This is a genomic window from Methylophaga pinxianii, from assembly GCF_020447225.1.
Taxonomy (GTDB): domain Bacteria; phylum Pseudomonadota; class Gammaproteobacteria; order Nitrosococcales; family Methylophagaceae; genus Methylophaga; species Methylophaga pinxianii.
On sequence record NZ_JAJAEO010000175.1, the window covers coordinates 1 to 13882 of the forward strand.

A 13882-nucleotide genomic window follows, 5' to 3' on the forward strand; every position below is an offset into this window, starting at 1 on the left:
ACCAGCAGTAGGTGAAGCATCAACCAGATAATCCGATGAGATGCCGGTCTGTCTCACTCTCATGCAAAGGTAAGATCAACCATTTAATCCGCTTACCCTTTGTTTTTAAGAGGTAACCATTGATGCCGGTAAACCACTCCCGGTGTCGCAAACACCAGAAACAGGCTTAACGTCGTGACGAAGAATTCCCACTGTTGCGGATAGATATTGCCCGCAAATTGCTGTTCAAAGGCAATCGATACCAATAAGGCGATGAAATAATACACCATTACCTCAAACAGTCTTAACCAGGCATTTTTACCGTTTTTTAAGGGTATCAATAGAAACAGGCGTGAATTCACCCAAGGCAAATTCGCCAGCACAAACATAATCAACAGCAGTAACCAAATCGACATCGTTAAACCTAACTAAAAATTCTGGCGCAAAGCGCAAACAGCCCGCCTGGAAACAATCCAAGCAGCAATACTGCTAATACATTACCACTTAAAAGATATTGCATGGACGTTGTGGCTGCAATTTGGGGACGTTCGCTCGCTGTATCAAAAAACATCACTTTGACTACCCGTAAATAATAATAAGCCCCAATGACGGACATGACTACAGCAACGATTGCAATGGCGAGTAAGTTAACATCGACGACTGATTTAATCACGGCTAATTTTGCATAAAATCCTGCCAGCGGCGGAATACCTGCCATCGAAAACATCAGCAGCAACATCATCAGTGCATGCCACGGATGACGTTGCCCCAAACCTTTAAAATCTTCGATTTCTTCAGCTTCAAAGCCTTCGCGGCTAAGCAGCAGAATCATACCGAAACCGCCCAGCGTCATCAGCGCGTAAACCAATGTATAAAATAAAGCAGCGGCATAGCCGTTCTGTGAACCCGCTAAAACACCTAATAACAAGAAGCCCACATGGGAAATGGTGGAATAGGCCAACATACGTTTGAGGTTCGTTTGGGCAATTGCCAAGATATTGCCCAGCATAATCGACAATATCGCCAGCATAATCAGCATATCCCTCCACACACCGAGCATATCGCCCATGCCCTCCGTCAGAATACGGATCAACATGGCAAATGCAGCAATTTTGGGCGCACTGGCGACAAACAAAGTAATGGCTGTTGGCGCTCCTTGATAGACATCCGGCAACCACATATGAAACGGTACCGCACCGAACTTAAAACCAAGACCAATCACCAGAAATACAATACCCAGACTGAGCACTGTCTGATTCAGTTCTTCATTAGCTATGGCTGCGGCAATCGCCTGAATACCCAGCTCTCCGGTCACACCGTAGATAATCGACATGCCATACAACAACATACCGGATGCCAATGCACCCAGAATAAAATATTTCATGCCGGCTTCGGTTGCGGCAAAAGAATCACGCTGCATCGCGACCATGGCGTACAAGCAGAGTGACATCAGTTCCAGTCCTAAATACAAGGTCAAGAAATGATGTGCTGATACCATGACCAGCATGCCTAATGTTGCAAACAAGGCCAGCACATAAAATTCACCTTGCAATAATTTCCGTGCTTGCAGATAGCTATACGAGTAGCTCAATACCAGCATGTTCACCAGACATATTGCCAGCTTGAGCACATCACTCAACGGATCTTTGATATAGGTCTCAGAGAAGGTCAATCCCCCCTCACCCATCATCCAGAATACAGTCAAAAAGGTCAGCAGCAGACTGAGCTGGCTTAACGCATGCACCAGATTGATTTGACGATTACCGGTGAAAGCTACGACCAATAACACCATGCAGCACAGCGCCAGCATGAGCATTTCTGGCAAAGCAAACAGCATATTAGGAACCTCAAACGCCATCCGGTGTTTCCTTTAAAGCTTTGATTGAGTGATTTGCAGCAGCAGGTGTTCCACTGAAGCATGCATCACGTTCAGTAACGGATCGGGCCAAAGCCCTATCAGCAACACAATAGCCGCCAGGCTACCCAGTAGCAGCATCTCGCGTGAATTAATATCCTGTAACTTGGCAACTTCATCATTGGCGATCTCGCCAAAAAAGACTCTTTTCACCATCCACAAGGTATAGGCAGCTCCCAGAATCAGGGTTGTTGCGGCCAAAAAGGCATACCAGAAACTGGCCTGAAATGCTGCCAGGATCACCATAAACTCGCCTACAAAACCCGATGTACCGGGTAAACCTGCATTCGCCATCGCAAAGAATACGGCCAGTGCGGTAAATTTCGGCATCGCGTTGGCAACACCACCATAAGCGCTGATTTCACGGGTATGCATCCTGTCATATAAAACGCCGACACTGAGAAACATCGCCGCGGCAATAAAGCCATGCGAAATCATTTGTACCATCGCCCCTTCTATCGCCAATACCTCACCATTGCCGATACCAAGACTAATTGCATCATTGGCAATAATACGAAAGACAATAAACAGTCCCAGCGTCACAAAGCCCATATGGGCAATACTTGAATAGGCAATCAGTTTTTTCAGGTCAGATTGCGCCAAGGCAACAAAACCAATATAGACAATGGCAATCAACGACAGCGTAATCACCAGCCAGTCCAACGTCATACTGGCATCTGGAGTAATCGGCAGCGCAAAACGTAGCAGACCGTAGCCACCGATTTTCAGCGTGATCGCCGCGAGAATCACCGAGCCACCTGTAGGCGCTTCAACGTGGGCATCAGGCAACCAGGTATGAACTGGCCACATCGGAATTTTTACCGCAAAAGCAATTAAAAAAGCGAGGAAAATCCATATCTGTTGCGTCAAGCTCAAGCTCACATTGTGGAAGTCCAGAATGGAAAAGCTGCCAGCCTGAAATTGCAGATACAGCAGTGCAATCAGCAAAAATACGGATCCGAAAAAGGTATAGAGGAAAAACTTGATGGTGGCATAGACCCGATTCGGCCCACCCCAGATACCAATTACCAGAAACAGTGGAATCAGCATTGCTTCAAAAAACAGATAAAACAGAATGGCATCCAGCGCGGCAAATACGCCCAGCATCAATCCTTCCATGATCAGGAAGGCTGCCAGATATTGAGCCGCTCGATCCTGAATCACCTGCCAGCCCGCAATCACCACCAATACCGTGGAAATCGTGGTCAGGATCATCAACGGCATCGAAAAGCCATCAATGCCAAGGTAATACTCGATATTAAATGTGGCAATCCATGACAAGCGTTCAACAAACTGCATTTGATGGCTGCTGGCATCAAAGCCGGAATACAGCAAAAACGACAGCAGCATGGTCGTTACACTGATAACCAGAGACAGTTGACGGGCCAAAACATGATTCTGTTTACACAACAACAGCAAGCCGCCGCCGATAATTGGCAGCAAAATCAATACACTGAGCAGCGGGAAGTCCATCATCTAATCAGTTTGCTCCTAAACTACAAACCAGGTGAGCAACAGCCACACCCCGATAATCATTACAAAGGCGTAATGGTACAAATAACCGCTCTGCAGTTTGCGTCCGACTCTCGAGATTAAGCCCACTGTCCGTGCTGTACCGTTAACCACTAAACCATCAATTAACATTCGGTCACCTACGCGAGAGAACAGCCAACCCAGACCTCGTGAACCACCGGCAAAAACTCTGTCGTTAAATGCATCAAAGCCGTATTTATTTTCCAAAATTTGCCATAGCCACATCAGTCGATGCTGAATTTTGGCGGGTAGATCCGGACGTTTGAGATAGAGAAACCAGGCTGTCACCAAACCGGCCATTGCCAGCCAGAACGGTGCAGTCGTCAACCCATGAGAGATAAATCCAGTCAAACCATGATATTTTGCTGCCGCCAGCACATCATGCTGTGGCATTACGGTTATCGCATCGCTGAAGAAATTGTCATACACCAAAGTACCAATCAAATAGCCCGCCAGTACCGAAGGAATCGCCAGCAGAATCAATGGCCAGGTAACCACACCGGGGGATTCATGAGGCGGATGGTCATGGGCATCAAAGCGTTCCTTGCCGTGGAACACCAGAAACAAAAGCCGGAAGCTGTACAGACTGGTGACAAATACCCCTATCATCACTGCCCATAAAGCGAATTCGCTACCGGCTATGGAGGATTCATGCACGGCCATGATAATGGCATCTTTGGAGAAAAAGCCCGCCAACCCTGGAAAACCAATTAATGCCAGGGTGCCGATCAGACTGGTCCAATACGTAATGGGCAGGTATTTTTTCAGCCCGCCCATCTGCCGAATATCCTGCTGATGATGCAGAGCTAAAATCACTGAGCCAGCAGCCAGAAACAATAGGGCCTTAAAGAAAGCATGGGTAAATAAGTGGAAAATTGCCGCGGAATAAGCTGATACGCCGAGTGCCACTGTCATATAGCCAAGCTGTGATAGTGTCGAATACGCGATTACCCGTTTGATATCGTTCTGAATCAAGCCCAAAAAGCCCATAAACAAAGCGGTAATTGCCCCAATCACCAAAATAAATGACAGTGCCGTTTCGGAATATTCATATAAAGGTGACATTCTCGCCACCATAAAAATACCTGCCGTGACCATCGTTGCGGCATGGATTAATGCCGATATCGGTGTTGGGCCTTCCATCGAATCCGGTAACCAGACATGTAAGGGGACCTGAGCCGATTTCCCCATGGCACCGATGAACAGCAGGATGCCAATCACCGTCATTAACGACCAGGCATAGTTATCAAATATTGAGATGGTCTGCCCCGCCATCACTGGCGCCTGATTAAATACTTCCAGATAATCCAGACTGCCGGAATACATCAATACAGCAGCAATTCCCAACAGAAAGCCAAAATCACCCACCCGATTGACCAGAAAAGCCTTGAGATTGGCATAAATAGCTGTGGGCTTTTTATACCAGAAGCCGATGAGCAGATAAGACACCACGCCGACTGCTTCCCAGCCAAAAAACAGCTGCATAAAGTTATTGGCCATCACCAGCATCAGCATTGAGAAGGTAAACAGCGAGATATAACTGAAAAAACGGCTGTAACCATCATCGTCATGCATATAACCAATGGTATAGATATGCACCATTAGCGAAACAAAAGTCACAACGGTCATCATCACCGCAGTCAAGGAGTCGACCATAAAGCCAACTTCAATACTCAAACTGCCAGCCTGCAACCATTCATATACCGCCTGGTTATAGGTGGCGCCATCCATCACCACCAGCTTCAATACCCAGAGTGACAACAAAAACGCAATAGTGACACCGGCGATTGCTACGCGATGAGACCAGTTTCGGCCTATTTTTTGTCCAAACAGTCCGGCAATAATACTGCCTAGTAATGGTGCTAAAACAATGGTCAGTAATAAGGATTGTGTCATACCTTCAACCCTTTAACCGATTGAGAGCATCGACATTGATGGTGCTGAGATTGCGGAATAACACCACCAGAATGGCCAGGCCAATCGCTGCCTCAGCGGCAGCCACGGTTAATATAAAAAAGACAAACACCTGGCCAGCTGCATCACCTGCAAAATACGAAAAGGCAATAAAGTTAAGATTCACCGCCAACAACATCAGTTCAATACACATCAGCAAAATAATGATGTTTTTACGATTGAGAAATATACCGGCGACCGACAGGCTGAATAAAATGGCAGCAACAATCAGAAAGTCAGATAAAGCAATCATGGTTTTCCTTTCCCGTCCTGGCGTTTCTCAGAGGCCATTTTGATCAGACGTACCCTGTCTTTACTACGCACTTTAACCTGCTGGGCTGGATCCTGCGTCTTGCGTTTATGGGGTCGTAAGGTCAGCGTGATTGCTGCGACAATAGCCACTGTAAGAATGACCGAGGCAATCTCGAATGGATAGACATAGACCGTATACAACAACCGACCCAGCATTTTGGTATTGCTTTCATCTGAAGCTACAGGCGCTGGCACCTGATCCAAGCCAAAATTGGCGGCACCCAATACAGCAATGAGTTCCAGCACAATCAATACGGCAACCAGCAAACCTAGTGGCAGGTAACGGGTGAAGCCTTCTTTAAGTGCGCTGGTATCTATGTCCAACATCATTACCACAAACAGGAATAGCACCAGTACCGCGCCAACATAGACCAAGACCAGACTGATCGCCAGGAACTCGGCCTCCAGCATCAACCAGATTGCGGCACTGGTAAAAAAGGCCAATACCAGAAACAATGCTGCACGCACCGGATTTCGTACCGTGATCACCATGGTCGCGGCAAACAATAAAATGCCAGCAAAACAATAAAACAGTATTTTTTCCATAATCATCTGGCCCAGGCTAGGATCTAGCGATAAGGCGCATCAGCCTCCCGGTCCGCAGCAATTTCTGCTTCATATTTATCTCCGATCGCCAGCAACTGCTGTTTATCCATGATATTTTCACCCCGGTTTTCAAAGTGATAAGCGAATACCCGGGTTTCCACTATCGAATCAACGGGGCAGGATTCTTCACAAAATCCACAATAAATACATTTAAATAAATCAATGTCATAACGGGTGGTCCGACGTGTACCGTCTTCGCGGGGCTCGGTATCAATGGTAATCGCCAATGCCGGGCAAACCGCTTCACATAATTTGCAGCCGATACAACGCTCTTCCCCATTGGGGTAGCGGCGTAAGGCATGCAAACCACGGAAGCGTGGTGATTGTGGCGTCTGTTCTTCAGGATATTGCACCGTAACCTTGCGGGAAAACAGGTGCCGGCCGGTCAGACGCAATCCCTGAACCAATTCCCATAAGAAAAAGCTTTTAAAAAAGTGACGGATTGACTCATTCATGGATTTGTCACCTCGACGATGTTGTTAAACCAGGGTCCAATATCGAACACCTGCATAGTCGAAATAATTACCAGCCAAACCAGCGTAACCGGGATAAATACCTTCCAGCCCAGACGCATTACCTGGTCATAGCGATAACGTGGGAAAGTGGCACGGATCCACAGATAAATAAACAAAAACAGGCTGGTTTTCAGCAGTAACCAGACCAGTCCGGGCACCCAGGAAAACATGGTCTCCAGCAATGGTATACCCTCAAAAGGTGATAACCAGCCGCCCATAAACAAGGTCGCCGCCAAAATCGAAATCAGAATCATATCGGCGTATTCGGCAAGGAAGAATATGGCAAACGCCATACCCGAATATTCGACATGGAAGCCGGCAACAATCTCCGATTCACCCTCGGCTATATCAAACGGTGCCCGGTTGGTTTCCGCAACCCCGGAAATAAAATACACGACAAACAGCGGTAATAGTGGTAGCCAGTACCAGTACAAAATACCGCCTTGCTGGGCCATAACAATCTCACTCAGGTTTAGGCTGCCTGCTGCGATCAATACTCCGACCAAGGCAAAGCCCATGGCAATCTCATAAGAAACCACCTGAGCGGCGCTACGCATTGCACCTAAAAAAGCATAACGTGAATTGGAGGCCCAACCCGCGATGACTATCCCGTAAACACTCATCGAAGTAATAGCCAACACATATAATAGACCGGCATTAATATCGGCCAACACCATGCCAGCATCAAACGGGATAACGGCCCAGGCAGCTAATGCCGGTCCAATTGCCAAAACCGGTGCCAATACAAACAGATACAGGTTGGATCGCGTCGGCACGATTACTTCTTTGAGCAATAACTTCAAACCATCGGCAATCGGTTGCAATAAGCCACGTGGTCCAACCCGATTGGGCCCGATACGCATCTGGATATAACCAATCACTTTTCGCTCGGCCAACGTCAGATAAGCCACCGCCAGCATCAAAACCGCAACAATCAACAGAATCTTGCCAATATTTGGTAGCAGGTGCTGGGTGAGCAAATCAAGCATTTGCCATCTCCGTTATTGCCGATAATTGCAACTGACCAAAAGCAGAACCCAGTTTTGCTGCCAGAGGCGAAGCAGCAGAAAGATAAACCATATCTTCGGCAACCTGCTCATCAATGAGCACGGTCGTTGATACGGCTAAATCCCCCTGTTGAATCAATACAGAATCACCCTGGAGTAAACCTGACTTTTTCGCCAGCGCGGGATGGATACGCACAACATCCAAAAATTGATTTTCCGGGGTTAATTGCAGTGATTTGCTATGTCTGACCAGACTATCAGTCCGATAAATCGGCACTTCTGAAATCAGTTGAATGCCTTTGGCTGAGGCGATTTCATTAGGAATATATAAGGAGCTTTTGGCAGAAGCTTGTCGATTCAATTGATCCTGTAAATCCTGACGTACGCCTTCTGAAGAAACATAATCAAATCCGGAAAATTTTGAAATGTTGCCCAGTACCCGCAGAATTTTCCAGCCTGGACGACTGTCTCCTGGGGGGACAACGGCACCCGTAAAGGATTGCCATTGATGGTCCAGTCCCACAAAAGTACCTGATGTTTCAGCGAATGCCGCCAATGGCAATAGCACATCGGCATAATCCCGCAGACTGTCACATTCAAAACTGTTGATAGCCACTACAAAACCCGCTCTTTGCAGCGCTAACTTTGCTGCTGCTGGATCAGCACAATCAAACTCTGGTTCTACATTGAATAATACGTAAGCACGAAGTTGTTTTTGCCAAATTTCGCAGGCGTTCAATCCCGGTTTTTGATCTTTTCCTGTTACGGCATGCGGCAGAGCACTTGCCAAATGCAAAGCCTGGCTGTTGGCCTCAGGCAGGATCAGCAATCGGGCGCCAGTCAATTGACTGATAAGAGCAGCGAGGGCACGAATCACGGCTGCCTGAGGATGGTGATTCGCTAATGCACCAACAACGATTAATGACTGATTGGCATTCGTCAGTTGCATCGCAATATTCTGTTCGGTTGCCGATGCCGCTTTTTCCCGCATCAGATGTTGCCACGCTTTTGCTGCCTCACTATCAAGATGTAACAAGGCTTTGGCGATTCCGCTTAATAAGGACAACAACTGGGTGGAATTGACGACTACCTGCCGTTCGACTGGCATCAACAAATCGGTTTTAAAAAAATTAATATCGCTGATCAACCCACCAGAACAGGCAGATTGACGAATCCGGTGGGCCAACAAAGGCGCTTCACTGCGAACATTACACCCCAGCAATACAATCGCATCACAATCTTCAACCTCTGCCAGAGCAATAGGACTGAACTGCTCATGCCCTTCATCACTGAAATCCTGTTGGCGTAGGCGATGATCAATATTCTGGCTGCCAAAATTTCGTAGCCATTTTTGGAAAAGAAAGGCTTCTTCCAATGTAGCGGTAGGTGAAATCAGACCGGCAATCTGATCTCCACCATTTTTGGCTTTAACATGCTTGAGCCCGTCAACAGCAAACTCCAATGCAGTTTGCCAATCGGTAGTCTGCCATTCACCATTTTGTTTGATCATAGGTTGCAGCAAACGTTGTGGATGTTTTAGTCCGAGGTAGCTGAAGCGATCTCGATCCGAAATCCAGCTTTGGTTGACCGACTCATTGTCTCTGGCCACAACCCGCATCACTTCATTTTGCCGGGTATGAATCTCAACGCTGGAACCTACAGCATCATGCATGGCGATGGAAGGATGGGAAGTCATTTCCCAGGCCCGTGCTTTATAGCGAAACGGTTTGGAGGTCAGCGCACCTACCGGACATATATCAATGATATTGCCTGACAATTCAGATGCCAGACTATGTTCAACATAGGTACCGATTTCCATATGTTCACCGCGCCCAGTAGCACCCAGTTCCTTTATCCCGGCAATCTCCTGGCCAAACCGCACACAGCGGGTGCAATGAATACAGCGTGTCATATCGGTTTGCACCAGCGGGCCGATATCTTTATCTTTCACTACCCGTTTTTTCTCGCTAAAACGGCTGATACCGCTACCATAGCCCAGCGATAAGTCCTGTAGCTCACATTCACCACCCTGATCACAAATCGGGCAATCCAATGGATGATTAATCAGTAGAAATTCCATGACGCCGCGCTGAGCTGCCAGAGCGATTTCAGACTGGGTAAACACTTTCATGCCTTCCGCTACCGGGGTGGCACAGGCGGGTAAAGCTTTACGTGCCTTATCCACCTCGACCAGACACATCCGGCAGTTGGCGACTATCGACAGGTTTTTGTGATAACAAAAACGTGGAATATCAATACCAGCCTCATCCGCTGCCTGAATAATCATTTTGGCTGAATCCACCTTAAGTGGTATGCCATCAATTTCGATATTAACCATAGTTCAACTTCAATTCCGGTTCAGCGACCAGGCAGCGTTGGTGATCAATGTGATACTGAAATTCCTCGCGGAAATGTTTGATAAAGCTAATGACTGGCGCGGCAGCCGCGTCTCCCAACGCACAGATCGTATTGCCATTAATGTTGTTTGCTACATCCACCAGACGATCCAGATCTTCCTGACGGCCCTCACCATTTTCAATGCGTTTTATCACCCGATATAACCAGCCGGTGCCTTCACGACACGGTGTACACTGACCACAGGATTCTTCGTAATAAAAATAGGCAATACGTTCAAGTGCTTTGACCATACAGGTAGTTTCGTCCATCACGATAACTGATCCTGCTCCCAGCATTGAACCCGCCTTACCAATACCGTCATAACTCATCGCGGTTTGCATCATGACATCAGCAGGCACCACTGGTGTTGAACTTCCTCCCGGAATGACAGCTTTAAGTTTATGACCATGACGCACGCCACCAGCAAGTTCCAGTAATTCAGCAAATGGCATTCCAAGCGGCACTTCATAATTTCCGGGTTTATTCACATGGCCGGTCATACAGAAAATTTTCTGCCCACCATTATTTGGTGTTCCCAGCTCATGAAACCAGTCGGCGCCATGCTGTAATATGACCGGCACCGAGGCTAACGTTTCCGTATTGTTTATAGTGGTTGGTCGACCATATAGACCATAGCCTGCCGGGAATGGCGGTTTATAACGGGGTTGTCCTTTTTTCCCCTCAAGAGACTCCAGTAAAGCCGTTTCTTCGCCGCATATATAGGCTCCGGCACCAGGATGCGTGTGGAGTTCAAAATTAAATCCACTCCCCAGAATATTTTTGCCTAAATACCCCGCTTCGCGTGCTTCGGTTAATGCTTGCTCAAACCGTTCAATCGGTTCAAAAAACTCACCACGAATATAGTTATAGCCACGTTGGGCACCGATGGTATAGCCGGCGATAATCATTCCTTCAATCAACTGGTGCGGGTTATAACGCAGAATATCCCGATCCTTACAGGTTCCGGGCTCACCCTCATCCGAATTGCAAACAATGTATTTATCACCAGGCATGCGACGAGGCATAAAGCTCCATTTCAATCCGGTCGGGAACCCTGCCCCTCCGCGTCCGCGTAATGCTGAATTTTTAATGGTCTCGATAATGCTTTCCTGGCGCGTCTTTTCGTGCAGGATTTTCTCCAGCACCTCATACCCACCAACACTGCGATAAGCCTCCATTGACCAGGGCTGATCAAGATGCATGGTGCGAAAACAAACCTGGTTTTGTTGCATCATTTCACCCCGCCCAATAACGTATCGATTTTTTCCGGCGTCAGGTGCTCGTGATAGTCACGGTCCAACAATAGCATGGGGGCCCCTACGCAAGCGCCCAGACACTCTACTTCTTTTAATGTGAATTTGCCGTCAGCCGTGGTTTGTCCAAAACCAATACCCAGCTTTTTCTGCAGATAACTGGCAATTTCCTCCGAGCCACACAATTGACAGGATATATTGGTGCATACGCTGATTTTATGCTGACCCACCGGGTTGAGTTCAAACATCGTATAAAACGTCGCGACCTCAAATACACTGATGGCCGGAATATCCAGATATTCGGCTAATGCACGCATCAAGCCCTCACTCAACCATCCTTGATGAGCGTCCTGCAGAATATGTAAGGCGGGAATAACAGCTGATTGAGCCTGACCGGGGGGATATTTACTGATCCAGCTATCCAGTTTCTGACGCACTGTTTCATTGAACAGCTGATCACGATGTCCGGTGAGTTGTAAGTTTGCTGTCATCGGTCAATCTCCCCGAAAACGATATCCATGGTGCCAATAATGGCTACCACATCCGCCAGCAAATGACCTTTGGCCATTTCGTTCATCGCCGCCAGATGGGGAAACCCTGGAGCACGTATTTTGACCCGATACGGTTTATTGGCACCATCGGAAACCATATAAATGCCAAACTCACCCTTTGGATGCTCAACCGCGCTATAAACTTCGCCTTCAGGCACACAATAACCTTCGGTAAACAGTTTGAAATGATGAATCAAGGCTTCCATGTCATCTTTCATATCCGCTCGACTGGGCGGTGCGATTTTGACGTTATCAACAATGACCGGACCAGGGTTGGCTCGTAACCAGTCGATACATTGCTGCATGATTTTGTTCGATTGGCGCATCTCTTCAACTCGTACCAGATAACGATCATAACAATCGCCTTCTTTGCCAACTGGAATATCAAAATCCAAGCGGTCATAAACTTCATAAGGCTGCTTGCGTCGCAGATCCCATTCCACCCCACTACCCCGCAGCATCGGACCGCTAAAGCCCAATTGTAAGGCTCGTTCCGGCGAGACGACGCCAATTCCAACTGTTCGCTGTTTCCAGATACGGTTATCAGTCAGCAGAGTTTCGTATTCATCGACACATTTGGGAAAACGCTGACAAAAATCTTCAATAAAATCGAGCAGACTGCCTTCACGATTTTGATTTAATTTTTTGACTTCAGCTTCAGAATGCCATTTGGATTTTTGATATTGTGGCATGCTGTCAGGTAAATCACGGTACACCCCACCTGGGCGGTAATAGGTGGCATGTAAACGTGCACCGGAAACGGCTTCGTAGCAGTCCATCAGGTCTTCACGCTCACGGAAGCAATACAAAAATACGGTCATCGCACCAATATCCAGGCCATGCGCACCGAGCCACATCAGGTGATTCAGAACCCGGGTCATTTCATCAAACAATACCCGGATGTATTGCGCCCGAATCGGTGGTTCAATTCCCAACAGTTTTTCAATTGCCATGACGTAGGCATGCTCGTTACACATCATCGACACATAATCCAGCCGATCCATGTAGCCGATGCTCTGATTATACGGTTTCGATTCTGCCAGTTTTTCCGTACCGCGGTGTAACAGGCCGATATGCGGATCAGCATGCACAATCACTTCACCGTCCATTTCCAGAATAAGCCTTAACACACCATGCGCTGCAGGATGTTGCGGACCAAAATTCAATGTGTAGTTTTTGATCTCAGCCATTATTTCTTGACCTCGGTATGCGGCTGCAGATATCGATTATCATCACGAATCACACGGGGTACCAGGGTGCGGGGTTCAATGCTGACAGGTTCATAAATCACCCGTTTCTGATCCGGGTCATAACGCATTTCCACATTACCAATTAATGGAAAATCTTTACGAAACGGATGACCAACAAAACCGTAATCAGTCAGAATACGCCGTAAGTCCTGATGGCCTTTGAACAGAATGCCGAATAAATCAAAGGCCTCACGTTCATACCATTCTGCGGAGTGCCAGATACTGGTCACCGAGTCAATTACAGGAGTTTCTGCGATTAAATCTACCTTCAGACGCAGTCGATTGTTATGCTGCACTGATAACAGATGATAAACCACGGCATAGCGAAAGCCTTCGTCCACCTGATCGATTTGTGAAAAGGGTTCACGTGCGCGACTGAAACCATGTTCCGTTGCCTGCTTGGTTTCCCATCCACTATTACCATAAGCAGAGTAATCGACACCACATAAATCGATTAATTGGTTAAAGGCAAACTCATCGCGTAATACTTTACAGACCGGGATAATCTGCTCTGCTTCAATATAAATGGTGACTTCGCCACGATTAAACTCGCATTCCACCAGTTGATTGGCAAAATGTTGTTCCAGTTTATGTTTAAGCGATTCCATGCA

13 protein-coding genes are annotated in these 13882 nt (G+C 47.3%); all 13 read right to left on the minus strand.

Going from position 1 to position 13882, the window contains the following annotated elements:
• Nucleotides 1-92 precede the first annotated feature (92 nt).
• Genes LGT40_RS09585 through LGT40_RS09645 form a run of 13 tightly spaced genes read right to left on the minus strand, consistent with a single transcriptional unit; the run spans nt 93 to nt 13879 of the window.
• A complete protein-coding gene (locus LGT40_RS09585) occupies nt 93-395 on the minus strand; it encodes a DUF2818 family protein (protein ID WP_226075511.1) in 303 nt (100 codons plus the stop codon).
• Nucleotides 396-403: 8 nt separating this feature from the next.
• Nucleotides 404-1837, minus strand: coding sequence for an NADH-quinone oxidoreductase subunit NuoN (gene nuoN, locus LGT40_RS09590; RefSeq protein ID WP_226075509.1), 1434 nt, complete (start codon nt 1835-1837; stop codon nt 404-406).
• Nucleotides 1838-1849: 12 nt separating this feature from the next.
• Entirely contained in the window at nt 1850-3370 is a 1521-nt protein-coding gene (locus tag LGT40_RS09595) for an NADH-quinone oxidoreductase subunit M (RefSeq protein WP_226075507.1), read from the minus strand.
• Between the two features lie 15 nt (nt 3371-3385).
• On the minus strand, nt 3386-5323 hold the full coding sequence (nuoL, locus tag LGT40_RS09600; protein WP_226075505.1) for an NADH-quinone oxidoreductase subunit L: 1938 nt from the start codon (nt 5321-5323) through the stop codon (nt 3386-3388).
• A gap of 4 nt (nt 5324-5327) precedes the next feature.
• Nucleotides 5328-5633: an NADH-quinone oxidoreductase subunit NuoK gene (nuoK, locus tag LGT40_RS09605; protein WP_226075503.1), complete on the minus strand. Its 306-nt coding sequence runs from the start codon at nt 5631-5633 to the stop codon at nt 5328-5330.
• The gene (locus LGT40_RS09610; protein ID WP_226075501.1) at nt 5630-6238 is read right to left on the minus strand and encodes an NADH-quinone oxidoreductase subunit J; all 609 of its coding nucleotides are present in this window, start codon (nt 6236-6238) and stop codon (nt 5630-5632) included. Before LGT40_RS09610 ends, nuoK begins: the two co-directional genes overlap by 4 nt.
• A gap of 23 nt (nt 6239-6261) precedes the next feature.
• The gene (nuoI, locus tag LGT40_RS09615) at nt 6262-6753 is read right to left on the minus strand and encodes an NADH-quinone oxidoreductase subunit NuoI (protein ID WP_226075499.1); all 492 of its coding nucleotides are present in this window, start codon (nt 6751-6753) and stop codon (nt 6262-6264) included.
• The gene (gene nuoH / locus LGT40_RS09620; protein ID WP_226075497.1) at nt 6750-7802 is read right to left on the minus strand and encodes an NADH-quinone oxidoreductase subunit NuoH; all 1053 of its coding nucleotides are present in this window, start codon (nt 7800-7802) and stop codon (nt 6750-6752) included. The genes nuoI and nuoH overlap by 4 nt, the downstream gene beginning before the upstream one ends.
• Nucleotides 7795-10158 (minus strand): NADH-quinone oxidoreductase subunit NuoG, encoded by a 2364-nt coding sequence (gene nuoG / locus LGT40_RS09625; protein ID WP_226075494.1) that lies wholly within the window; start codon nt 10156-10158, stop codon nt 7795-7797. The genes nuoH and nuoG overlap by 8 nt, the downstream gene beginning before the upstream one ends.
• Complete coding sequence (nuoF, locus tag LGT40_RS09630; protein ID WP_226075540.1) at nt 10151-11449, minus strand: NADH-quinone oxidoreductase subunit NuoF; 1299 nt, start codon at nt 11447-11449, stop codon at nt 10151-10153. Before nuoF ends, nuoG begins: the two co-directional genes overlap by 8 nt.
• Nucleotides 11449-11961 (minus strand): NADH-quinone oxidoreductase subunit NuoE, encoded by a 513-nt coding sequence (gene nuoE / locus LGT40_RS09635; protein ID WP_226075484.1) that lies wholly within the window; start codon nt 11959-11961, stop codon nt 11449-11451. Before nuoE ends, nuoF begins: the two co-directional genes overlap by 1 nt.
• On the minus strand, nt 11958-13211 hold the full coding sequence (locus tag LGT40_RS09640) for an NADH-quinone oxidoreductase subunit D (RefSeq protein ID WP_226075482.1): 1254 nt from the start codon (nt 13209-13211) through the stop codon (nt 11958-11960). The genes nuoE and LGT40_RS09640 overlap by 4 nt, the downstream gene beginning before the upstream one ends.
• Nucleotides 13211-13879 (minus strand): NADH-quinone oxidoreductase subunit C, encoded by a 669-nt coding sequence (locus LGT40_RS09645; RefSeq protein WP_226075481.1) that lies wholly within the window; start codon nt 13877-13879, stop codon nt 13211-13213. Before LGT40_RS09645 ends, LGT40_RS09640 begins: the two co-directional genes overlap by 1 nt.
• Between the last annotated feature and the right edge of the window lie 3 nt (nt 13880-13882).